Source organism: Streptomyces echinatus (assembly GCF_014203595.1).
Lineage (GTDB): Bacteria > Actinomycetota > Actinomycetes > Streptomycetales > Streptomycetaceae > Streptomyces > Streptomyces echinatus.
Window position 1 is genome coordinate 1,009,035 of the sequence record NZ_JACHJK010000001.1, and the last position, 21,731, is coordinate 1,030,765.

20 protein-coding genes are annotated in these 21,731 nt (G+C 72.2%); 11 read left to right on the plus strand and 9 right to left on the minus strand.

The window, feature by feature from the left end; all coding sequences use genetic code 11:
• The first annotated feature begins 69 nt into the window (after positions 1-69).
• A complete protein-coding gene (locus FHS34_RS04440) occupies positions 70-1,107 on the plus strand; it encodes a class I SAM-dependent methyltransferase (protein WP_184961191.1) in 1,038 nt (345 codons plus the stop codon).
• Here FHS34_RS04440 and FHS34_RS04445 read toward each other — a convergent pair.
• A complete protein-coding gene (locus FHS34_RS04445; RefSeq protein WP_184961193.1) occupies positions 1,097-2,299 on the minus strand; it encodes a bifunctional adenosylcobinamide kinase/adenosylcobinamide-phosphate guanylyltransferase in 1,203 nt (400 codons plus the stop codon). The two genes, FHS34_RS04440 and FHS34_RS04445, sit on opposite strands and share 11 nt — an antisense overlap.
• Before the next feature lie 78 nt (positions 2,300-2,377).
• On the opposite strand from FHS34_RS04445, the gene FHS34_RS04450 reads away from it, so the two are divergent.
• Positions 2,378-2,587: a hypothetical protein gene (locus tag FHS34_RS04450; protein ID WP_184961195.1), complete on the plus strand. Its 210-nt coding sequence runs from the start codon at positions 2,378-2,380 to the stop codon at positions 2,585-2,587.
• A 52-nt stretch (positions 2,588-2,639) separates the two neighbouring features.
• On the opposite strand, the gene FHS34_RS04455 is transcribed toward FHS34_RS04450, so the two are convergent.
• The 3 genes from FHS34_RS04455 to FHS34_RS04465 all read right to left on the minus strand — a co-directional run bounded on the left by FHS34_RS04455 (position 2,640) and on the right by FHS34_RS04465 (position 5,184).
• Positions 2,640-3,713 (minus strand): S1C family serine protease, encoded by a 1,074-nt coding sequence (locus FHS34_RS04455; RefSeq protein ID WP_184961197.1) that lies wholly within the window; start codon positions 3,711-3,713, stop codon positions 2,640-2,642.
• A gap of 56 nt (positions 3,714-3,769) precedes the next feature.
• On the minus strand, positions 3,770-4,471 hold the full coding sequence (locus FHS34_RS04460; RefSeq protein WP_184961199.1) for a class I SAM-dependent methyltransferase: 702 nt from the start codon (positions 4,469-4,471) through the stop codon (positions 3,770-3,772).
• A gap of 83 nt (positions 4,472-4,554) precedes the next feature.
• The gene (locus FHS34_RS04465) at positions 4,555-5,184 is read right to left on the minus strand and encodes a DUF3043 domain-containing protein (protein ID WP_184961201.1); all 630 of its coding nucleotides are present in this window, start codon (positions 5,182-5,184) and stop codon (positions 4,555-4,557) included.
• Between the two features lie 272 nt (positions 5,185-5,456).
• Between FHS34_RS04465 and FHS34_RS04470 the strand changes: the two genes are divergently transcribed.
• On the plus strand, positions 5,457-6,221 hold the full coding sequence (locus tag FHS34_RS04470) for a PspA/IM30 family protein (protein WP_245002111.1): 765 nt from the start codon (positions 5,457-5,459) through the stop codon (positions 6,219-6,221).
• A gap of 33 nt (positions 6,222-6,254) precedes the next feature.
• Positions 6,255-6,533, plus strand: coding sequence for a PspA-associated protein PspAA (pspAA, locus tag FHS34_RS04475; protein ID WP_184961205.1), 279 nt, complete (start codon positions 6,255-6,257; stop codon positions 6,531-6,533).
• A gap of 12 nt (positions 6,534-6,545) precedes the next feature.
• Here the strand turns inward: pspAA and FHS34_RS04480 are convergent, their stop codons facing one another.
• A complete protein-coding gene (locus FHS34_RS04480) occupies positions 6,546-7,910 on the minus strand; it encodes a DUF3616 domain-containing protein (RefSeq protein ID WP_184961207.1) in 1,365 nt (454 codons plus the stop codon).
• A 522-nt stretch (positions 7,911-8,432) separates the two neighbouring features.
• On the opposite strand from FHS34_RS04480, the gene FHS34_RS04485 reads away from it, so the two are divergent.
• The 3 genes from FHS34_RS04485 to FHS34_RS04495 all read left to right on the plus strand — a co-directional run bounded on the left by FHS34_RS04485 (position 8,433) and on the right by FHS34_RS04495 (position 13,585).
• The gene (locus FHS34_RS04485) at positions 8,433-9,650 is read left to right on the plus strand and encodes a sensor histidine kinase (RefSeq protein WP_184961209.1); all 1,218 of its coding nucleotides are present in this window, start codon (positions 8,433-8,435) and stop codon (positions 9,648-9,650) included.
• Positions 9,647-10,327, plus strand: a complete 681-nt coding sequence (locus FHS34_RS04490; protein ID WP_184961211.1) for a response regulator — start codon at positions 9,647-9,649, stop codon at positions 10,325-10,327. The genes FHS34_RS04485 and FHS34_RS04490 overlap by 4 nt, the downstream gene beginning before the upstream one ends.
• Positions 10,328-10,483: 156 nt before the next feature.
• Positions 10,484-13,585 (plus strand): efflux RND transporter permease subunit, encoded by a 3,102-nt coding sequence (locus tag FHS34_RS04495; protein WP_184961213.1) that lies wholly within the window; start codon positions 10,484-10,486, stop codon positions 13,583-13,585.
• Positions 13,586-13,661: 76 nt separating this feature from the next.
• On the opposite strand, the gene nadA is transcribed toward FHS34_RS04495, so the two are convergent.
• The gene (gene nadA / locus FHS34_RS04500) at positions 13,662-14,846 is read right to left on the minus strand and encodes a quinolinate synthase NadA (protein ID WP_184961215.1); all 1,185 of its coding nucleotides are present in this window, start codon (positions 14,844-14,846) and stop codon (positions 13,662-13,664) included.
• A 263-nt stretch (positions 14,847-15,109) separates the two neighbouring features.
• Here nadA and FHS34_RS04505 point away from each other — a divergent pair, with 263 nt between their 5' ends.
• Entirely contained in the window at positions 15,110-15,466 is a 357-nt protein-coding gene (locus FHS34_RS04505) for an iron-sulfur cluster assembly accessory protein (protein WP_030951236.1), read from the plus strand.
• A 113-nt stretch (positions 15,467-15,579) separates the two neighbouring features.
• Here FHS34_RS04505 and FHS34_RS04510 read toward each other — a convergent pair whose 3' ends face one another.
• Both FHS34_RS04510 and FHS34_RS04515 read right to left on the minus strand, forming a co-directional pair.
• Positions 15,580-17,091: a hypothetical protein gene (locus FHS34_RS04510; RefSeq protein ID WP_184961217.1), complete on the minus strand. Its 1,512-nt coding sequence runs from the start codon at positions 17,089-17,091 to the stop codon at positions 15,580-15,582.
• Between the two features lie 102 nt (positions 17,092-17,193).
• Positions 17,194-17,403 carry a hypothetical protein gene (locus FHS34_RS04515; RefSeq protein WP_184961219.1) on the minus strand — a complete coding sequence of 70 codons (210 nt, stop codon included), beginning with the start codon at positions 17,401-17,403 and terminating at the stop codon, positions 17,194-17,196.
• Positions 17,404-17,532: 129 nt separating this feature from the next.
• On the opposite strand from FHS34_RS04515, the gene FHS34_RS04520 reads away from it, so the two are divergent.
• Positions 17,533-18,507, plus strand: coding sequence for a carbohydrate kinase family protein (locus tag FHS34_RS04520; protein WP_184961221.1), 975 nt, complete (start codon positions 17,533-17,535; stop codon positions 18,505-18,507).
• 179 nt (positions 18,508-18,686) lie between these two features.
• On the opposite strand, the gene FHS34_RS04525 is transcribed toward FHS34_RS04520, so the two are convergent.
• Positions 18,687-20,066: a cysteine desulfurase/sulfurtransferase TusA family protein gene (locus FHS34_RS04525; protein ID WP_184961223.1), complete on the minus strand. Its 1,380-nt coding sequence runs from the start codon at positions 20,064-20,066 to the stop codon at positions 18,687-18,689.
• A 293-nt stretch (positions 20,067-20,359) separates the two neighbouring features.
• Here FHS34_RS04525 and ctaC point away from each other — a divergent pair, with 293 nt between their 5' ends.
• Positions 20,360-21,322 carry an aa3-type cytochrome oxidase subunit II gene (gene ctaC / locus FHS34_RS04530; RefSeq protein WP_184961225.1) on the plus strand — a complete coding sequence of 321 codons (963 nt, stop codon included), beginning with the start codon at positions 20,360-20,362 and terminating at the stop codon, positions 21,320-21,322.
• On the plus strand, positions 21,319-21,731 hold a 413-nt coding region (locus FHS34_RS04535; RefSeq protein ID WP_184961227.1), incomplete at its 3' end, for a cbb3-type cytochrome c oxidase subunit I. The genes ctaC and FHS34_RS04535, both read left to right, overlap by 4 nt.

Sequence of the window (21,731 nt, forward strand, 5' to 3'; positions counted from 1 at the left end):
GTCTTTGCACCCCGGATCGTGATCCCATACGTTCCGGTTTGCCGCGGAATGTCGCACAGGGAGCCGCCCATGCCGACCACGCCCCTCACCCCGCAGATCACCACCCCCCACGACCCGTTCCAGGAGCCGCGCCGTGAGACCTGCCCCTGGTGCGGTTCCCGCAGCCTGCGGACCCGGCTGCGCGCGCCCGATCCGCTGCGCCACCGGCCGGGCACGTTCGCCGTCGACGAGTGCGGCGACTGTGCCCACGCCTTCCAGAACCCCCGGCTCAGCCCGGAGGGATTCGCCTTCTTCCACCGGGACTTCTACGAAAGACAGCTGGAGGAGTTCACCGCGCGCGTCCTCTCCCCCCGGGCGGTCCGGCGCCGGCACCGGGCCACGGCCCGGCGTCTGTCGGCGCTGCGCGAGCCGGAGAGCTGGCTGGACGTCGGCACCGGTCACGCCCGCTTCCCCGAGGCGGCGAAGGAGTTCTTCCCCTACACCAGCTTCGACGGGCTGGACCCGACCGCGCGGGTGGAACAGGCGCTGCTGGAGGGCCGCGTGGAGGAGGCGCACCGGGGCTATCTGACGACCCCCGGCATGGCGGCCCGCCTGCGCGGCCGCTACGACGTCGTCACCATGTTCCACCACCTGGAGTACGCGCCCGACCCGCGCGCCGAACTCCGCGCCGCGCTGGCCGTGCTCCGGCCCGGAGGCCACCTGGTCGTCGAAGTCACCGACCCGCGCTGCGCGTTCGCCACGCTCCTCGGCAGGTGGTGGCTCCCGTACGGCCAGCCCCGTCACCTGCATCTGGTGCCGCGTGCCAACCTGCGGGCGGAGCTGGAGCGCCTCGGCTGCCCGGTCCTGGTGACGGACCGCACGTCGCCGCACGTCCCGTACGACCTGACGGCCGCCCTCACCCTGTCCCTGGCCCACGCCCACCCGCTCGTCCAGCTGGCGGCGACACCCCTCCTGGACCTGGCCTGGGGTCTGGACCAGGGGTGCGCTCCGCTGTTCCGGCGGACGGGCTTCTCCAACGCGTACCGGATCGTGGCCCGGAAGAACCCCCGGGTGACCGGATCCCCGGCCCCGCCCGGCACCCGCACCGGGCAACCGGTCAGCCCCTGAGCACCAGCGCCTGCCCGGCGACGACCAGCAGCACCTGTTCGCACTCCGCCGCGAACACCGCGTTCAGCCGCCCGAGTTCATCCCGGTACCGGCGGCCGGACGCGGTCGCCGGCACGATCCCGGAGCCCACTTCGTTGGAGACGGCCACCACGGTCCGCCGGGTGGCGCGCACGGCGTCCGCCAGCTCCCGCACCCGCTCCCGCAGCGCCTTCTCGCCCCCGCCCGCCCACTCCGCGTCGTCCCACGCCCCGACGGAGTCCATGACGTCCGTCAGCCACAGCGACAGGCAGTCGATCAGCAGCGGAGGGCCGTCCTCCGCCAGCAGCGGCACCAGGTCCGTCGTCTCCGTCGTACGCCACGACCCCGGCCGCCGCTCCCGGTGCGCGGCCACCCGGTCCGCCCACTCGGTGTCCCCGCCGCGCGTGCCGCCCGTCGCCACGTACAGCACGTCCGGGAACGTCTCCAGCCGCCGCTCGGCCTCCACCGACTTGCCCGAGCGGGCCCCGCCCAGCACCAGCGTCCGGCGCGGCACGTCCGGCACCTCCTCGTACGCCCCGACCGCGAGCGTCGTACCGTCCGGCACCGCCCGCGCCCCGGCCGCCGCGAGCCGGCGCCGCAACTCCGGGCCGGGCGGCACGTCGTGGTCGAGATGGACCGCGAGGACGTCCGTCGTGGGGCCCGCCGAGCCGACCGCGCGCAGCCGGGCGAGGGCGTCGGGCCGGCTCACGACGTCCGCCAGGACCATGTCGTACGCCTCCGCCGTCGCCTCCTCCAGGCCGGCCGGCGCCCCGCCCGGCGGCAGATACAGCAGCCGCTGCCCGTCCGGCCCGGTCACCGCGTACCCGGTGCCGCCCGCGTCCATCGCCACCGCCCGCACCCGATGCCCCGTCAGCAGCGCCAACTCCCGGCCGTCCGGCACCCGGCCGGGCTGCGGCAGCCCGGCCGGCACCTCCACCGCGGGACCGTCGTGCGGATGCGACAGCAGCACCTGCCGTACCCCGCCGAGCGAATGCCCGGCGCGCGCCGCCGCGAACGCCGCGCCCGGCGTCAGGTCGAGCAGCAGCGTGCCGTCCACGAGCACCGCGGTCGCGGCCCGCGCGTCCGGCCCGAACGCGGTCGCGCAGGCGGCACAGGAACAGTCGGGGCGAGGCAGTCCCGCGGGGGCACCGGTACCGAGCAGAGTGATTTCCACGGACCGATTTTCGCCTGTCCCGGCAGGTCTTGCGCTTCCGGCTAGGCTGCCAGCAGTGTCGGATCGAAGGAGGCCCACATGACGGCATGGACGTGGCGGTTCGAGAAGGCCGACGGGACGGAGGTCCAGCCGGCGGTGCTGCCCGAGGAGTTCACCACCCAGGGGGACGCCGAGTCCTGGATCGGTGAGCACTGGAAGTCACTGCAGGAGGGCGGGGCCGACCAGGTGCGGCTGTTCGAGGAGAGCACCGAGATCTACGGCCCGATGAGCCTGCACGCCGACGCGTGACCCGTCAGGAGGCGGCGTGAGGAGGACCCCCTCCTCACGGCTCGCCCGGCCCTCACTGCTCGCCCAGCGTCACCTCGACCGTCTTCCCGGTACCGTCGCGCTGGTACGTCACCGAGGTCCGCCGGCCGGGCCGCTCCGCCGCCAGCGCCTCGGAGAGCGAGGTGACGGTGGTGACGGGCCGGTCGCCCAGCCTGGTGATGATGTCACCGGGGCGCAGGCCGGCCCGGTCGGCCGCGTCGCCGCCGCGGACGCTGACCACGGCGGCCCCGGCCGGCTGGTAGCCGTCGTCCAGGACCGTCCGCCCGGTCACCCCGAGAGCCGCCCGCCCGGAGTCGACGACCTTGCCATGTCTGACGATCTGGTCGGCGACCGTCCGCACCATCGACGCCGGGATCGCGAACCCGATGCCGGCCGCCGCGCTGCCCCCGAGGCCCGGGTCGGCCGCCGCGAGCGTCGGGATGCCGATCACCCGCCCGTCGAGATCGACCAGGGCGCCGCCGCTGTTGCCCGGGTTGATCGCGGCCGACGTCTGCACCATGTTCGCGATCGTCGCGCCCGTACCGCCGCTCGAACCGCCCTCGCTGACGGTCCGTCCGGTCGCCGAGACGATGCCCTGGGTCACGCTGGACGACAGCCCGAGCGGCGACCCCATGGCCAGCACGATGTGGCCGACCTCCACCTTCTCGGAGTCCCCGAACACCGCCGGTCTCAGCCCGTCCGGCACCTCGTCCAGCTTGACCACGGCGAGGTCCTGCTCGGGGTAGGAGTGGACCAGGCTCGCGGTGAGCGGCTCCTCGCTGCTGGCCGTGGTCACCCGGAAGGTCTTCTCCGCCCCGACCACGTGCGCGTTGGTGACGATGTGCCCCTTGTCGTCGTACACCACCCCGGAGCCCAGGTCGTGACTCGCCTGGATCTGCACGACCGACGGCAGGACCTCCTTGATGACCCGCTGGTACCGGCCCTGCAGATCGGCCGCGGCCACCGGCGCGGCCGCCCGGGTGTCCGTGTCCCGCCCGGCCCGGGCGCCGGGGACGGCGCAGCCCGCGGCGAGCGCCGTGCAGCACAGCAGCGCGGCTGAGAAGACGGCCGCCCGGAGGGAACGCGCACGGGGAGGGGAAGCGTCCATGTCCCGAGTCTCACCGCGCGGTGATCACCCGTCCCGTGCTGTTGCCCCGAACGGGCTCAGCCCCTCACCCCGCACAGATGCAGCAGCGCCGCCACCCTGCGGTAGGGGTCCGTGCGCCCGGCCCGCTCCTCGACCGCGAGCAGCGTCCTCAGGTCCTCCGGTATCGGCGCGTCGTCGGCCGCCGTGTCCGTGAAGACCCGGACGCCGTACCAGGCGTGCAGGGGGGCGGCGATGCCGTCGAGCGTGGCGGCGAGGGCCGTGAGCCGGTCGGCGCGGACGTCGAGGCCGAGGCGGTTGCGGTAGGCGGTGGTGTCGAAGGCGGCCAGGGCGCCCGCCCAGTCACCGCCGAGACCCGGCCGCACGGCGAGCGCGTCGCCGTTGCGGACCAGGAGGGAGAGCAGACCACCGGGGGCCAGCACCCGGGCCAGACCCGCCACCAGCGGGTCGGGCTCCTCGACGTACATCAGGACCCCGTGGCACAGCACCACGTCGAAGCTGCCCGGCAGGAAGTGCACACCGGTGTCCCGCCCGTCGCCCTGCACCAGCCGGACCCGCTTGCGGATGCCGTCCGGCTCCCGGGCCACGGCCTCACGGGCGGCGGCGATCATCGTCGGATCCTGCTCGACCCCGGTCACCTGGTGGCCGAGCCGGGCCAGCCGCAACGCCTGCGTGCCCTGGCCCGTGCCCACGTCGAGCACGCGCAGCCGCTGCCCGACCGGGAACCGCCCGGCTATCTGCTCGTCCAGCTGCCGGGCCACCAGCTCCTGGCGTACGACGTCACGCAGCCCGCCCAGCCCGTTCAGCCACCTATCGGCCGCACCCCCGGCGAAAGCGTCAGCGCTCAGGGCCGCTCTCCGCGCTTGACCTGCGGTTTCGGCAGCCGGAGCCGACGCATCTGCAGAGAACGCATCAGGGCGTAGGCGACCGCGCCACGGGTGTTCCCGTCCGGGAAGCGCTCCTTGAGCCGCTTCTTCAGACGGAAGCCGCTGACCGCCGCGTCCAGCACGATCAGCACGATCACGATCAGCCACAGCAGCAGGGCGATGCTCTGGATCGCGGGCACCCGCACCACGCTCAGCACCAGGATGACCACGGCGAGCGGCAGGAAGAACTCCGCCACGTTGTACCGCGAGTCGACCCAGTTCCGGGCGAACTTGCGGACCGGCCCCTTGTCACGGGCCGGGAGATAGCGCTCGTCCCCGTCGGCCAGCGCCTGGCGCTGCCTCGCCAGGGCCGTCCGCCGGTCCTCGCGCTGACGCTTCGCGGCCTCCTTGCGGTTGGTCGGGGTACTGGCCACGCTGCGGCGCTGGGACTGGGCCTCACTGCGCTTGGGCGTGGGCCGACCCTTGGGGGCCTGCGGGTCACGGGTCTGCTTGGAGAGGGTCACCTGCGCCTTGTCGGCGGTCGGGGCCTTCTCTTCCTTGGCACGGCTACGGAACACAAAACCCAAGGGTACGGGCTGCACCCGCATGGACCCCAGTCCGGTGGGGAACGATCCGGCAACACCGGACGTCTCCAGAGGAACAGAGGGGACACGCAGAGGGTCTCCGGGTGGGATCACCTACTCCCTACGCCGGAGCGGTACGGTCCGCAGTCGTCCTCGGGGATGAGCGCATCGCCCCGCGGACAGTGCGGTAATGGAGGCAGGGCCCGTACTGTGGGTTCTGTCGCAGGTTCTGTGAGCTGGAGTCCGTCAGAAGGGGGCGCGCGAAGCCCATGAGCGGTGTCATGAAGCGTATGGGGATGATCTTCCGCGCGAAGGCGAACAAGGCCCTTGACCGGGCCGAGGACCCGCGCGAGACCCTCGATTACTCCTACCAGAAGCAGCTGGAGCTGCTGCAGAAGGTGCGGCGCGGCGTCGCCGACGTGGCGACCAGCCGCAAGCGCCTGGAGCTCCAGCTCAACCAGCTGCAGCAGCAGTCCACCAAGCTGGAGGACCAGGGCCGCAAGGCGCTCGCCCTCGGCCGTGAGGACCTCGCCCGCGAGGCGCTGTCCCGCCGTGCCGCCCTCCAGCAGCAGGTCACCGATCTCGAGACGCAGCACGCGACCCTCCAGGGCGAGGAGGAGAAGCTCACCCTGGCGGCCCAGCGCCTCCAGGCCAAGGTGGACGCCTTCCGCACGAAGAAGGAGACCATCAAGGCCACCTACACCGCCGCCCAGGCCCAGACCCGCATCGGCGAGGCCTTCTCCGGCATCTCCGAGGAGATGGGCGACGTCGGCCTCGCCATCCAGCGCGCCGAGGACAAGACCGCCCAGCTCCAGGCCCGGGCCGGCGCCATCGACGAGCTGCTCGCCTCCGGCGCCCTGGACGACCAGTCCGGCATGCACAAGGACGACATCCAGGCCGAGCTGGACCGGCTCTCCGGTGGTACGGATGTAGAGCTGGAACTGCAGCGCATGAAGGCCGAGCTGGCCGGGGGCTCCCCGCAGCAGGCCATCGAGGGCGGCACCGGACAGGGGCAGTCCCAGCAGCAGCCGCAGGACACCCCGCGCTTCGACAAGCAGTAGCCCGGCGCCGGGGCCCGAGCCGAGGAGGCCGACGTGATCGTACGGATCATGGGGGAGGGCCAGGTGAGGCTGGACGACACCCACCTCACCGAGCTGAACAAGCTGGACGACGAGCTGCTCGCGGAGATGGAGAGCGGTGACGGCGAGGGCTTCCGCCGCACGCTCACCACTCTCCTGGACGCCGTCCACCGGCTCGGCACCCCGCTGCCGGACGACTCGCTGGAACCCTCCGAACTGATCCTGCCGTCGCCCGACGCGACGCTGGAGGAGATCCGGGAACTGCTCGGCGACGACGGGCTGATCCCGGGCTGAGCCCGTCGCCGGTCAGTTCAGGGTGAACCAGGTGGTGCGCGACTTCTGCCACTCCGGGTGCGTGAGGTCCTTGGCCTCGGTGCCGTCGCCGTAGAGGTCGGCGGCCCCGTCGTCGGTGATCAGCTGTACCCGGGCGCCGGCGGCGGTCAGGTCGGGCACGGACACCACGGACTCCCAGCCGCCCGCGTCCGCCGTCGGCAGGTCCAGCACCTTCACGGGCCGGTGCCCCGCGACCCCGTCCCAGGAGTACAGGGCGTACGGGGCGCTGTTGTCCTCGGCCGCCCAGGACCCGGCCAGGATCAGGTACTGCCCCTGGGCGTTGCGGCGCAGGTCCCGGACGGACAGCCCGCCGAGATCCAGCTCGATCGGCGTACCGACGGCCGCCTTCGTCCCGCGCGCCACCTGGTCCATGTTCGTGACCGGCACGATCAGCGCCCTCCCGCCGGTCTGCGGCGGCACCAGCGGGGCGCGGAAGCCGACGTAGGCCGTGGTGACGGAACCCGGGGCGAACTCGAGCCCCTCGACGTTGAAGCCGTCCACCTGCTTCGGGGCCCGCCCGGCGGCCGTCGCGGCGGCGAAGCCGTACCGGTCGCCGTTCGCCTCGTCCCAGGCCACCAGGTCGTCGCGCAGCCGGTGCCCGGCGGTGCCGAAGGCCAGCTGGGTGGCGGCGCCCGAGCCGGAGACGGTCGTCGTGAACACGGTGTTGCGGTCCGGCTTGTACTCGCCGTCCTTGTTGTTGCCCAGCGAGCCCGTCCAGTAGATCGTGTTCCCGGCGCGCGCCGCGCCCTCGATGTCCACCTCCTTGCCGGCGCCGAGCGCCCCGTCCAGGTCCCAGCTGCGCACCGGCGCGCCGGAGGCCGCACCGTCGTACAGGCGCAGGGTGTTGTCCTCGTCGTTGGCGACGAGGACGTAGCCGCCGCCGGCGTCGACGGCCGCGGAGGCGTCCGAGGCACCGGTCAGATAGCGGGCGTCGGCACCGTGCTGGACGGCGGGGGACGCCGCGTAGTGCAGGGTCGTGGTGGCGGTCTTGCCGCCGAGGCCGGTCACCTTCAGCGTGAGGTCGGTGTAGCCGCGGGCGTGCGCGGTGACGGCGACGGTGCGGCTGCCGCCGGTTCCGGTGACGTGTACGTCGGCGGGGGCGGCCACGCCGCTCGCGCTGCTTCTGGTCGCGGTGACCGTCAGCGCGGAGGCGTCCGCGCCGCTCTGGGCGACGGTCACGGTGACGGTGGGGTCGCCGGTGCCGTCGACGGCGCCGGACAGGTAGCCGGTCGACAGCTTGATCGTGGGGGTGCCGTAGGAGGCGGCGTGGGCGGGGAGCGCGGCGGCGGACAGGAGGGTGAGAGCGGCGACGGCCCAGAGCGGTGAACGGCGGCGCATGGGGTGCCTTTCGTCGACGGGAGGATGTCGAGGAGGAGGCTGGGCGCGTTCGGCCAACGGCGCCTGACGACCGGCGGTCGGCCGGCCGACGGGGCACCTGACAGGCGACGTCGCACCCAGTTTCCGGGGCGGGCGCGGTCACGGCTACCGCCCATTCTCCCCGCCGCGTCCCTTCCCCGCGCTTCCTGGCGGCGGCCACCGTGTGTGGGGGCCGTTGTGGTCGGGTGGCTGCGGGTGCGTCGTGGCTGGTCGCGCAGTTCCCCGCGCCCCTGGGGAGTTGGGGGTGGGGTCGGTTTTGGGGTGGGCGTTGGGTGGGGGCCGTTGCGGTCGGGCCCGCGTAGCTGCGGGCAGTCGTGCCGCTGGGGCGGCACGGGTGGGCGCAGCGGCACCCCGCCGGCGCGGGCGAGCCACCCCGCCTGGGGCCCGGACCCCGCCTGCGGCCCGGGCCCCGCCTGCGGCCTGCGCGGCCCCTCGTCGCAGGGGACTTGCTGTCGGCCCGGAGCCGAACCGTACTGTTCCTACGTGAGCACTCTCGAACGTGCCCGGTGCAGCCTCCGGGCCCACCCGCTGGCGCTGGACGCGGCCATCGCGGCGGGCGTGCTGGTCTGCATGGTCGCGGGTTCCTTCGTCGTGCCCCGCGGCGAGCACGGCGTCACCTGGGGCGTCCGCACTCCCGCCGTCCTCAGCCTGCTCCTCATGGTGGCCGGCGCGGCGGCGCTCGTCTTCCGCCGCCGTGCCCCCCGCACGGTCCTCGCGGTCACCGGCACGGTCTCCCTGGTCGAGCTGGTCACCAGCGACCCGCGCGCCCCGGTCGCCATGTCCGCCGTCGTCGCCCTGTACACCGTCGCCGCGACCACCGACCGCCCCACCACCTGGCGTCTCGGCCTGCTCACCATGACCGTGCTGACGGCCGCCGCCATGCTCGCCGGCCCGCTGCCCTGGTACGCCCAGGAGAACCTCGGCGTCCTCGCCTGGACCGGGATCGGCGCCACCGCGGGCGACGCCGTACGCAGCCGCCGCGCGGTCGTCCAGGCCATCAGGGACCGCGCCGAACGCGCCGAACGCACCCGCGAGGAGGAGGCCCGCCGCCGGGTCGCCGAGGAACGGCTGCGCATCGCCCGTGATCTGCACGACGTCGTCGCCCACCACATCGCCCTGGTGAACGTGCAGGCCGGCGTCGCCGCCCATGTCATGGACAAGCGGCCCGACCAGGCCAAGGAGGCCCTCGCGCACGTCCGCGAGGCCAGCCGCAGCGCGCTGAACGAGCTGCGCGCCACGGTCGGCCTGCTCCGCCAGTCCGGCGACCCCGAGGCGCCCACCGAGCCCGCCCCGGGCCTGAGCCGCCTGGAGGAACTGGCCGACACCTTCCGCAGCGCGGGCCTGCCGGTGGCCGTCGCCCGCGCGGACCAGGGCACCGAACTGCCCGCCGCCGTCGACCTGGCCGCCTACCGGATCGTCCAGGAGGCCCTGACCAACGTGCAGAAGCACGCGGGCCCCGAGGCCAGGGCCGAGGTGAGCGTGGTGCGCGCCGGAGCCGGCATGGAGGTCACCGTCCTCGACGACGGCCCCGGAAAGCCCGGCGGGCCCGAGGCGGGCGGCGGGCACGGGCTGCTCGGGATGCGTGAGCGGGTCACCGCCCTCGGCGGCACCCTGACCACCGGACCCCGCTACGGCGGCGGCTTCCGCGTCCATGCGATCCTGCCGGTCAAGACGACGACGGCCCAGGGGGAGTCCGCATGACGATCCGTGTCCTGCTCGCCGACGACCAGGCACTGCTGCGCAGCGCGTTCCGGGTGCTGGTCGACTCCGAGCCCGACATGGAGGTGGTGGGGGAGGCCTCCGACGGTGCGCAAGCGGTCCGGCTGGCCGGGGAACACGTCCCCGACGTCGTCCTCATGGACATCCGGATGCCCGGCACCGACGGCCTCGCCGCCACCCGGCGGATCAGCGCCGACCCGGCCCTCGTCCAGGTCCGCGTGGTCATCCTGACCACCTTCGAGGTGGACGACTACGTCGTGCAGGCGCTGCGCGCCGGCGCCTCCGGTTTCCTCGGCAAGGGCAGCGAGCCCGAGGAACTGCTGAACGCCATCCGGGTCGCGGCGGGCGGTGAGGCCCTGCTGTCCCCCACCGCCACCAAGGGGCTGATCGCCCGCTTCCTCGCCCGGGCCGACGACGGCGACACCCCCGACCCCGCCCGTTCCGAACGGCTCGGCGCGCTCACCGGCCGGGAGCGGGAGGTCCTCGTCCTGGTCGCCGGCGGCCACTCCAACGACGAGATCGCCGAGCGCCTCGCGGTCAGCCCGCTGACCGTGAAGACGCACGTCAACCGGGCCATGGCCAAGCTGGGCGCACGGGACCGGGCGCAGCTCGTCGTGATCGCCTACGAGTCGGGGCTGGTACGTCCGAGGATGGAGTGACCTCCACCCGCGTGTACTGCACGCGGAGTAGGGGACGGATAAGGAAATGTACCTGGGGTCTACCTACCCGCGGTCCGGCATGGCCGAGGGTGGTGGGGTGGGCGCTCACCGGCGTCCTCGCCGCTTCTGCCGCTCACCGAAGAGAGACCCTGATCCATGTCCTGGCTGTCGAGATTCAGCCTCCGGCAACGGGCCCTGGTCGGCCTGATGTCCCTGATCGCGCTCGTCTTCGGGCTGATCGCGATACCCCAGATCAAGCAGCAGCTGCTGCCCACCATCAACCTGCCCATGGTGTCGGTGATCGCGCCGTACCAGGGCGCCTCGCCCGACGTGGTCGAGAAGCAGGTCGTCGAGCCGATCGAGGAGAACCTCGAGGCCGTCGACGGTGTCACCGGTGTCACCTCCACCGCCAGTGAGGGCAACGCCGTGATCATGGCGTCCTTCGACTACGACAACGACACCAAGCAGATCGTCTCCGACGTGCAGCAGGCCGTGAACCGGGCCCGCAACCAGCTCCCGGACGACGTGGACCCGCAGGTCGTCTCCGGCTCCACGGACGACATGCCGACCGTCGTCCTCGCCGTCACCTCCGGCAAGGACCAGCAGGCCCTCGCCGACCAGCTCGACACCACGGTCGTACCGGCCCTCAAGGACATCGACGGCGTCGGCCGCGTCCAGGTGATGGGCGTGCGTGACCTTCAGGTCATCGTCACCCCCGACGACGAGAAGCTCGCGGAGGCGGGTCTGACCCCGGCGGCGCTCGGCCAGGCCCTGCAGGCCGGCGGCGCGACCGTCCCGGCCGGCTCCTTCGACGAGGCCGGCGCCAACCGCACCGTCCAGGTCGGCGGCGGCTTCACCTCGCTGAAGCAGATCAAGGACCTGAGGGTCACCGGCGACGACGCGGACGAGCCCGTACGCCTGGGTTCCGTGGCCACCGTCGAGGAGCGGCCGGCCCCGGCCGACTCCATCACCCGCACCGACGGCCGGCCCAGCCTCGCCGTCAACGTGACGATGGACCACGACGGCAGCGCGGTCTCCATCTCCGACGCGGTCCAGGACAAGCTGCCCGGCCTGCGGGCGGACCTCGGTGCGGGCGCCAGGCTCACGGTCGTCAGCGACCAGGGCCCGGCCGTGTCCAAGTCCATCAAGGGCCTGACCACGGAGGGCGCGCTCGGCCTGCTCTTCGCGGTGCTGGTCATCCTCGTCTTCCTCGCGTCGGTCCGCTCCACCCTCGTCACGGCGGTCTCCATCCCGCTGTCCGTGGTCCTCGCGCTGATCGTGCTGTGGACGCGCGGACTGTCGCTGAACATGCTCACGCTCGGCGCGCTGACCATCGCCATCGGCCGGGTCGTGGACGACTCGATCGTGGTGCTGGAGAACATCAAGCGGCACCTGGGCTACGGCGAGGAGCGCAAGGAGGCGATCCTCACGGCGGTGCGCGAGGTGGCCGGCGCGGTCACCTCCTCCACCCTCACCACGGTCGCCGTGTTCCTGCCGATCGGTCTGGTCGGCGGCATGGTGGGCGCCCTGTTCGGCTCGTTCAGCATCACGGTGACGGCGGCCCTGCTGGCTTCCCTCCTCGTCTCGCTGACGGTGGTGCCGGTCCTGTCGTTCTGGTTCCTGCGCGCGCCGAAGGGCACCCCCGAGGACGCGGCGGAGGCCCGCCGCAAGGCCGAGGAGAAGGAGGCGAACAGCCGCCTCCAGCGCGCCTACGTGCCCGTCCTGCGGTTCGCCACCCGGCGTCGCCTGACCAGCGTGCTGATCGCGATCGTGGTCCTCGTCGTCACGTTCGGCATGGGCGGCCTGCTGAAGACGAACTTCTTCGACCAGGGCGATCAGGAGGTCCTCACGGTCAAGCAGAAGCTGAGGCCCGGCACCAGCCTGGCCGCCACCGACGCGCAGGCGAAGAAGGTCGAGAGGCTGCTGGCCGCGACCGACGGCGTGAAGGACTACCAGGTCACCGTCGGCTCCTCCGGCTTCATGGCGGCCTTCGGCGGCGGCACCGACACCAACCAGGCGTCGTACCAGGTGATGCTGACGGACTCGGCGTCGTACGACGACGTCCAGCGGCACATCGAGGACGGCCTGGCGAAGCTGAAGGGCATCGGCACGACCACCGTGTCGGCCGGTGACGGCTTCGGCAGCCAGGACCTGAGCGTCGTCGTCAAGGCGTCCGACGGGCAGGTGCTGCGGACGGCGGCGGAGCGGGTCCGCTCCACGGTCGCCGGCCTCGACCACGTCACCGACGTCAGCAGCGACCTGGCGCAGAGCGTGCCGCGGATCTCGGTCAGGGCGAACGCCAGGGCGGCGGACGCCGGGTTCGACGACCAGAAGCTGGGCGCCGCGGTGGCGCAGGCCGTGCGTGGTACGACGGCGGTCAAGGCGGTCCTCGACGACACCGAGCGGGACGTCGTCGTGCGGTCGGCGAAGCCCGCGACCACGCTGGCCCAGCTGCGGAACCTGCGGCTCGGCCCGGTGAGGCTCGGCGACATCGCGACGGTGCGGCTGGTGGACGGCCCGGTGTCGATGACCCGGATCGACGGGCAGCGGGCCGCCACGGTCACGGCCCGGCCGACGGGTGACAACACGGGCGCGATCAGCAGCAGGCTGCAGTCGAAGATCAAGGCGCTGAAGCTCCCGGCGGGCGCCACGGCCGAGATCGGCGGTGTCAGCTCGGACCAGGACGACGCGTTCAAGAACCTGGGCCTGGCCATGCTGGCGGCCATCGCGATCGTCTTCATGCTCCTGGTCGCGACCTTCCGTTCGCTGGCCCAGCCGCTGATCCTGCTGGTCTCGATCCCCTTCGCGGCGACCGGTGCGATCGGCCTGCTGGTCGCCACCGGCACCCCGATGGGTGTCCCGGCGATGATCGGCATGCTGATGCTGATCGGCATCGTGGTGACCAACGCGATCGTGCTGATCGACCTGATCAACCAGTACCGCGCGCAGGGCTACGGCGTGGTGGAGGCCGTGATCGAGGGCGGCCGGCACCGGCTCCGCCCGATCCTGATGACGGCGCTGGCGACCATCTTCGCCCTGCTCCCGATGGCCCTGGGGGTCACCGGCGAGGGCGGCTTCATCGCCCAGCCCCTGGCCGTGGTCGTCATCGGCGGCCTGATCAGCTCGACCCTGCTGACCCTGCTCCTCGTCCCGACGCTCTACTCGATGCTGGAGCTCCGCAAGGAGCGCCGGGCCGCGAAGCGGTCGGCGAAGCGGGACCGGAAGGAGACGCCGGTACCGGAACCCGTGGGGGTGTAGGCAGAGATCCGCACCACACCACCGAGGCCCGTCCGCACGGAGTGCGGACGGGCCTCGGTGTTCTCTCGGCCCGCGGCTACGGCAGCGCCAGCATCCGCTCCAGCGCCAGCTTGGCGAACGCCTCCGTCTCCTTGTCGACCTCGATGCGGTTGACCAGGTTGCCCTCGGCCAGGGACTCCAGGGCCCAGACCAGGTGGGGCAGGTCGATGCGGTTCATGGTCGAGCAGAAGCAGACCGTCTTGTCGAGGAAGACGATCTCCTTGCCCTCGGGGGCGAAACGGTTCGCCAGGCGGCGGACCAGGTTCAGCTCGGTGCCGATGGCCCACTTGGAACCGGCCGGGGCGGCTTCGAGGGCCTTGATGATGTACTCGGTCGAGCCGACGTAGTCCGCCGCGGCCACGACCTCGTGCTTGCACTCGGGGTGGACCAGGACGTTCACGCCCGGGACGCGCTCGCGGACGTCGTTCACCGAGTCCAGGCTGAACCGGCCGTGGACCGAGCAGTGGCCCCGCCACAGGATCATCTTCGCGGCGCGCAGCTCGTCCGCCGTCAGGCCGCCGTTCGGCTTGTGCGGGTTGTAGACCACGCAGTCGTCCAGGGACATGCCCATGTCGCGGACGGCGGTGTTGCGGCCCAGGTGCTGGTCCGGCAGGAAGAGGACCTTCTCACCCTGCTCGAAGGCCCAGTCGAGGGCGCGCTTGGCGTTGGACGAGGTGCAGATGGTGCCCCCGTGCTTGCCGGTGAACGCCTTGATGTCGGCCGAGGAGTTCATGTACGAGACCGGCACGACCTGCTCGGCGATCCCGGCCTCGGTGAGGACGTCCCAGCACTCGGCGACCTGCTCGGCCGTCGCCATGTCGGCCATGGAGCAGCCGGCCGCGAGGTCGGGCAGGACGACCTTCTGGGCCTCGGACGTCAGGATGTCCGCCGACTCGGCCATGAAGTGCACACCGCAGAAGACGATGTACTCGGCCTCCGGGCGCGCGGCCGCGTCCCGGGCCAGCTTGAACGAGTCGCCCGTGACGTCCGCGAACTGGATGACCTCGTCGCGCTGGTAGTGGTGGCCGAGCACGAAGACCTTGTCGCCGAGCTTCTCCTTGGCGGCGCGGGCGCGCTCGACCAGGTCGGGGTCGGAGGGCGACGGCAGGTCACCGGGGCACTCGACGCCCCGCTCGCTCTTCGGGTCGGCCTCGCGGCCGAGCAGCAACAGGGCGAGCGGAGTCGGCTGTACGTCGAGATCCGGGGTCTGGGCGGTGGTCACGACACGCACCCTTTCTACTTTTCGTCTAACTGACGCTATCTATCATAACCGCTTCACGTCACTTTGACGATGGCCATAGCGTCTATGTGACGTGAATCCCGCCGGGTCCCGCTCCCGGTCGCTGTCGGCCCGACCGGGCGTGTGCGAGCATGAACAAGGAAGAAAAAACGCGACAACGCGAATGCCCGGCCCGGAATGAATCCGCGGAATCGCCGGTTGCACTCGTCGGCAAGCAGTCTCCGTACAACCCGGGAGAGATGTAGATGTCCGTATCGGACGAGACCAGCACCGCCACCGACGGCATCATCCTGAGTGACGCCGCCGCGGCCAAGGTGAAGGCCCTGCTCGACCAGGAAGGCCGCGACGACCTGGCGCTGCGCGTCGCCGTTCAGCCCGGTGGCTGCTCCGGCCTGCGTTACCAGCTCTTCTTCGACGAGCGTTCGCTCGACGGCGACGTCGTCAAGGACTTCGGCGGTGTCAAGGTCGTCACCGACCGTATGAGCGCCCCGTACCTGGGCGGCGCGTCGATCGACTTCGTCGACACGATCGAGAAGCAGGGCTTCACGATCGACAACCCGAACGCGACCGGCTCCTGCGCCTGCGGCGACTCCTTCAGCTGACGGGCTCGGCCGGCGGACCCACGGTCCGGCGGCCCCACGGTTCGACGAAGGCGGCGGTCCCCGGTCCCGGGGCCGCCGCCTTCGTACGTACGGAGGGATTCAGCGGGGCGGAGTCAGCGCGGACGCGCGTTCGCGTCCGGCCGCAGCGAGCCCGGCTTCGCCTTCGGCACCGCCTCGCCGTCCGTGCCCACCACCGTCCGCCCGTCCAGCGGCGCGTCCAGCCGTACGCTCTTCACGTACTCCTTGGCGATCAGCACGCACACTTTGTCCGGCCAGGGCGTCTCGGTGACCGTCACCGTCACCCGGCCGCCGCTCTCCCGTGCCGATGTCCGGTAGTCCGCGCACACCCCGCCGTAGAAGCTCAGGTTCAGCGTCCGCCCCTCGGCCGTGTAGGCGGCCACCCGCACGCTCCGGCTCTTCCCCGGGGCCTCGGAGGTCCGCGGTGCCGACGGCGCGGACGCCGAGGCCAGATACTTCGGGTCGACCGCCGGATACGTCACCGTGAACCCGTCGGACGCCCCGGACCCCCGCACCTGGAACAGCCAGGACGGCACCAGCGTCTGCCGCCCGCCGACGGAGTGCGCGGCCAGCCCGAACACCGCCTTCTCGACCGTCACCGTGTCCCCGGCCGGCTTCGGCGCCCCCGTGGACGCGCCGCACGGCTGCTCCAGCCGGTCCTTCAGCGGCACCGGACTGGCGCACCCGCCGATCCCCATCCGGTGGCCGTCCCCCGCCGTCCCGTTCATCAGCTCCAGCGCCTTCGCGGCGCCCAGCACGGGATAGCTGTCGCTCTTCACCGGCGTGGCCAACAAACCGTGGCCGCCGATCAGTTCACCCTTCCGGCCGACCGTGAGACCGGTCGTCCAGCCGTACGTGGGCAGCCCCCCGACCACCGGATCGGCGTTGACCACCCGCTGCGCGCCCATGACCTGGCTCGCGTCGAGCTTCGCGTCGTCCAGCCCCGCGGCCTTCAGCACCGGTGCCGCCGCCCGCTCGGCCTCGGCCACGCTCACCGGTGCGCCGGCCGGAGCGCCCGGGTCCTGCGTGCAGACGGTCACCTTGCGGCAGTTGTCGGTGCCGGGCGCGTACCGGGAGTACGTCCAGCTGCCCGGCGCGTCCCGGTTCACCTGCAGACTCGGCCCGAAGCCGTCCTGGCCGCCGACCCGCCAGGTCCGCCCCTCGGCCACCGGCGCCCCGTCCATGCCGAGCGCCTCCGCCAGCCGTGCCACCTGCTCACGGCCCACCTCGGCGCCCGGCTCGTACACCGCCGCCGAGCCGGGCCCGTCCGGCAGCTCGCCCGCCGCGACGTACCGGGCACCGCGGGGATCCGGCTCACCGGGCGCGATACCGCCGGTGCCGTCGTCCGCCCAGCCGTCCAGCACGAGCGGCGGGGGAGTGGCGCCCCCGCCGGAGGCGGCCGGGCCGCCCGTACGGCCGCCCTGGTCGCCGCTCGCGGCCAGGTACGCGCCACCGCCGCCGACCAGCAGGACGGCCGCGGCGACGGACACCACGACGGCGGGTGACCGCCGCCGTCCGTCCCGGCCGCCCGTGTCCTCGGCCGTACGCTTCTCGGATGCCTCCGGAACCTCCGCGTTCCCGGAGTTCTCAGGCCGCTCGGTGTTCACCGCATCGCTCCTCGCTGGATCGTGTCCCACGGCCCCTGCGCGGGGGACGACGATGGGACGCGGGAGGGCAGCGCGCGGTTCCCGGGGGTACGCCCCCCCGGGTCAGTCGCCGTAGTCCGACATCGCGTCCAGCAGCCGGGCCGACCGCGTCGGCACCCGCACCCCGTGGATCAGGGACGGGGGCACGGGCCGGGACTCGGCGTGCTCCGGGACCGCCCAGTGCGGAGCCATCCGGGCGCAGTCGCCGCGCAGGGAGGCGAGGCCGCCGTCGAGTTCGGCGCGGGTGGAGGGGGTGGCCTTGAGGTTCGTCATGACGGAACCGTAGGCATGGCACGGGCTGCGAAGAAAGATCTACTATCGGGTAGTTTTGCCAGCTTCAGTGGCGGCTCCCGACCGGGTAGCGTGAACTGTCAATCCCGCCTCCCGCAGGAGAATGCCGACGTGCGCATCGCAGTCACGGGCTCCATCGCCACCGACCACCTCATGACCTTCCCCGGCCGTTTCGCCGACCAGTTCGTCGCGGACCAGCTGCACACGGTCTCGCTTTCCTTCCTGGTGGACAACCTCGACGTGCGCCGGGGCGGAGTCGGCGCCAACATCGCCTTCGGCATGGGCCAGCTCGGCACCGGGCCGATCCTGGTCGGCGCCGCCGGCTTCGACTTCGACGAGTACGGGGCCTGGCTCGGCCGGCACGGTGTGGACACCGACTCGGTCCGCATCTCCGAGACCCTGCACACCGCCCGCTTCGTGTGCACCACCGACGCCGACCACAACCAGATCGGCTCCTTCTACACGGGCGCGATGAGCGAGGCCCGGCTGATCGAGCTGAAGACCGTCGCCGACCGTGTCGGCGGGCTCGACCTGGTCCTCATCGGCGCGGACGACCCGGAGGCGATGCTCCGCCACACGGAGGAGTGCCGCTCCCGGCAGATCCCCTTCGCCGCCGACTTCTCCCAGCAGATCGCCCGGATGGAGGGCGAGGAGATCCGGATACTGCTGGAGGGGGCGACGTACCTCTTCTCCAACGAGTACGAGAAGGGCCTGATCGAGACCAAGACCGGCTGGACCGACGCGGAGATCCTGGCCAAGGTCGGCCACCGGGTCACCACGCTCGGCTCGCGGGGCGTGCGTATCGAGCGGGACGGAGAGGACCCGATCGAGGTCGGCTGCCCGGAGGAGGAGCGCAAGGCCGACCCCACGGGTGTCGGCGACGCCTTCCGCGCGGGCTTCCTGTCCGGACTGGCGTGGGGTGTCTCGCTGGAGCGGGCGGCGCAGGTGGGCTGCATGCTGGCGACGCTGGTCATCGAGACCGTGGGTACGCAGGAGTACCGGCTGCGGCGGGGGCACTTCATGGAGCGGTTCGTGAAGGCGTACGGGGAGGATGCCGGGCGGGAGGTCCAGGCCCACCTCGGCTGAGGCGCCGCGCGCCCTGGCCCCGGCCGTTGTCGGGTGCGGGTGCGGGTGCGGGTGCGGGTGCGGGTGCGGGTGCGTGGGGGCTGGTCGTGCCCGCGCGGCGGAGCCGCAAATCGACACAGCCCCGCGCCCCTTTCGGGGCTGTGCCCCGGACCCCCTCGGGGGTGTGCCCCGGAGGCTCGTCAGCTCAGTCGGCGTACCAGGTAGGCCGTGCCTTTTTCCGTCGGTTCCTCTCCGAGGTAGCGCTGGCCCCGCATCTCGCACCACGCCGGGATGTCCAGGCGGGCCGCCTCGTCGTCGGAGAGGACCCGTACGGTTCCGCCCACCGGGACCTGTCCGATCACCTTGGCCAGCTCGATGACGGGGATCGGGCAGCGTTTGCCCAGGGAGTCGACCAGCAGTTCGCCGGGGCCGGTCGCGGTGGCCGGTGCCGTCGGCGCCCCGAGTTTCTCGCGGACGCCGGCCACCGCCCCCGGCAGCACCTGAAGGAACCGCTCCACGTCCGCCCGGGCCGTCCCCGGCGGCAGCGACACCCGTACGTTCCCCTCGCTGAGCACCCCCATCGCCTTCAGCACATGGCTGGGAGTCAGCGTGCTGCTGGTGCAGGAGGACCCGGAGGAGACCGAGAAGCCCGCCCGGTCCAGCTCGTGCAGCAGCGCCTCACCGTCGACGTAGAGGCAGGAGAACGTGACGATCCCGGGCAGCCGGCGCTCGGCGTCGCCGACCACCTCCACGTCCGGCACCAGCTCCGGCACCCGCGTCCGGATCCACTCCGTCAGCTCCCGCAGCCGTGCCGCCTCCTGGTCCGCCTCGGCCCGCACCGCGCGCAGCGAGGCCACGGCCGCCACGATCGCCGGGAGGTTCTCGAAACCGGGCGCCCGGCCCGACTCCCGCTCGTCCACCGGCCCTTGGGCGGCGAACCGCACTCCCTTGCGGACGGCGAGCAGCCCGACCCCGGACGGTCCGCCCCACTTGTGCGCGCTGGCCGTCAGCAGCGACCAGTCGCCCCCGGCCGGCCACCAGCCCAGCGACTGCGCCGCGTCCACCAGCAGCGGCACCCCGGCCGCCCGGCACGCCTCGGCCACCTCGGCCACCGGCTGCACGGTGCCCACCTCGTGGTTGGCCGACTGCAGACAGGCCAGCGCGGTGTCGGGGCGCAGGGCCGCGGCGAAGGACGAGGGGTCGACGGCCCCGGCCCGGTTCACCGGCACCTGGCTGACGGAGCCGCCCTCCGCCTCGAACACCTCCGCCGAATGGAGTACAGAGGAGTGTTCGACCGCAGACACGATCAGGTGGCGTCCGGCCCTGCGCCGCCCGGCCAACGCCCCCGCGACGCCCGTGTGTACGGCCCGCGTGCCGGACGAGGTGAACACCAGCTCGTCGGCCCGGCAGCCCACGGCCTCGGCGGCCGCCTCCCGCGCGGCGTCCAGCAGCAGACGCGCCTTGCGCCCCTCCCGGTACAGCCGGGCGGGATCGGCCCACCCGTCGTCCAGAGAGGCCATCAGGGCCTGGCGGGCCACAGGGTGCAGAGGGGCGGCGGACGCGGCGTCGAAGTAGGACACAGGTCAACGGTAAAGCGCAGGTGGGAGTAAGGGGACGCGAGGAGCGGGGAACCGGTCCGCCAGGTGCCCGGACCCGCACGTCAAACCGTCACAACCCGAGCCATTGGGCACCCGTCCGCACCCCAACAGAGTGACAGGCGACGCGTATGCCCCCCTCCCCGCGAACCCTCGAAGAGCGTCGGCTAGGGTTTGGTCCGCATAAACATCCAAACCCCTGCCCGACGCAGGGCGGCGACCGACCAGCGAGAAGGCCGCAGCCGACCGCGCGGGCGAGACTCTCGGGAAGGCGCTACGTGAGTCCCAACGGCTCCGACCGCTCGCCGCGGCGCCCGATGCGGCGGAAGCTGCTGCAGGCACTGACCGCGGGCCTGGTCCTGGCGACCGCCACCGGTTGCACATACAAGGACTTCCCCCGCCTTGGCATGCCCACCCCGACCACGGAAGAGGCTCCGCGGATCCTCTCCCTGTGGCAGGGCTCCTGGGCTGCCGCGCTGGCCACCGGCGTGCTGGTGTGGGGCCTGATTCTGTGGAGCACGATCTTCCACCGGCGTAGCCGCACCAAGGTCGAGGTTCCTCCGCAGACCCGGTACAACATGCCGATCGAGGCCCTGTACACGGTGGTCCCGATCATCATCATCTCGGTGCTCTTCTACTTCACGGCCCGGGACGAGTCGAAGCTGCTCAGCCTCACCGACAAGAAGCCGGACGTCACGGTCAACGTGGTCGGCTTCCAGTGGAGCTGGGGCTTCAACTACGTCGAGAACGTCCCCGGTTCCACCGGCGATGCCAAGACCGACAAGAACCTGGACGCCATTCCGGACCGGTTCAAGAAGGAATTCCCGGCGAACGCCGGCGGCGTCTACGACGTCGGCACGCCCGGCACCCGGAACCCGCAGACGGGCAACCCCGGTCCGACGCTCTGGCTCCCCAAGGGCAAGACGGTCCGCTTCGTCCTGACCTCGCGTGACGTCATCCACTCCTTCTGGGTGGTGCCGTTCCTCATGAAGCAGGACGTCATCCCGGGCCACACCAACGCCTTCCAGGTGACCCCCAACAAGGAGGGCACCTTCCTCGGCAAGTGTGCCGAGCTCTGCGGCGTCGACCACTCCCGGATGCTGTTCAACGTGAAGGTCGTCTCCCCTGAGCGTTACGAGCAGCACCTCAAGGACCTCGCCAAGAAGGGGCAGACCGGTTACATTCCCGCCGGCATCGCGCAGACGAGCCACGAGAAGAACCGGGAGACGAACAACCTGTGAGCATCCTCAACGAACCCCAGGGTGCCGCGGCAGCTGAAGGCTACGCCGACGAGCTGCCGGTCAGGCGCAAGCAGCCCGGCAATGTCGTGGTGAAGTGGCTGACGACCACCGACCACAAGACGATCGGCACGCTCTATCTGGTCACCTCGTTCGCGTTCTTCCTGATCGGTGGCGTGATGGCGCTGCTGATGCGCGCCGAGCTCGCCCGACCGGGTCTGCAGATCATGTCGAACGAGCAGTTCAACCAGGCGTTCACGATGCACGGCACGATCATGCTGCTGATGTTCGCGACGCCGCTGTTCGCCGGCTTCACGAACTGGATCATGCCGCTGCAGATCGGCGCGCCCGACGTGGCGTTCCCGCGGCTGAACATGTTCGCCTACTGGCTGTACCTGTTCGGCTCGACGAT

What these genes read in the sequence shown, in the direction of transcription:
- FHS34_RS04490 (WP_184961211.1), top strand. Translation starts at nt 9,647, where the DNA reads ATGACGATCCGTGTCCTGCTCGCCGACGACCAGGCACTGCTGCGCAGC.
- FHS34_RS04495 (WP_184961213.1), top strand. Translation starts at nt 10,484, where the DNA reads ATGTCCTGGCTGTCGAGATTCAGCCTCCGGCAACGGGCCCTGGTCGGC.
- FHS34_RS04465 (WP_184961201.1), bottom strand. Translation starts at nt 5,184, where the DNA reads ATGCGGGTGCAGCCCGTACCCTTGGGTTTTGTGTTCCGTAGCCGTGCC.
- FHS34_RS04455 (WP_184961197.1), bottom strand. Translation starts at nt 3,713, where the DNA reads ATGGACGCTTCCCCTCCCCGTGCGCGTTCCCTCCGGGCGGCCGTCTTC.
- FHS34_RS04450 (WP_184961195.1), top strand. Translation starts at nt 2,378, where the DNA reads ATGACGGCATGGACGTGGCGGTTCGAGAAGGCCGACGGGACGGAGGTC.
- FHS34_RS04470 (WP_245002111.1), top strand. Translation starts at nt 5,457, where the DNA reads ATGATCTTCCGCGCGAAGGCGAACAAGGCCCTTGACCGGGCCGAGGAC.
- FHS34_RS04505 (WP_030951236.1), top strand. Translation starts at nt 15,110, where the DNA reads ATGTCCGTATCGGACGAGACCAGCACCGCCACCGACGGCATCATCCTG.
- FHS34_RS04480 (WP_184961207.1), bottom strand. Translation starts at nt 7,910, where the DNA reads ATGCGCCGCCGTTCACCGCTCTGGGCCGTCGCCGCTCTCACCCTCCTG.
- FHS34_RS04515 (WP_184961219.1), bottom strand. Translation starts at nt 17,403, where the DNA reads ATGACGAACCTCAAGGCCACCCCCTCCACCCGCGCCGAACTCGACGGC.
- FHS34_RS04440 (WP_184961191.1), top strand. Translation starts at nt 70, where the DNA reads ATGCCGACCACGCCCCTCACCCCGCAGATCACCACCCCCCACGACCCG.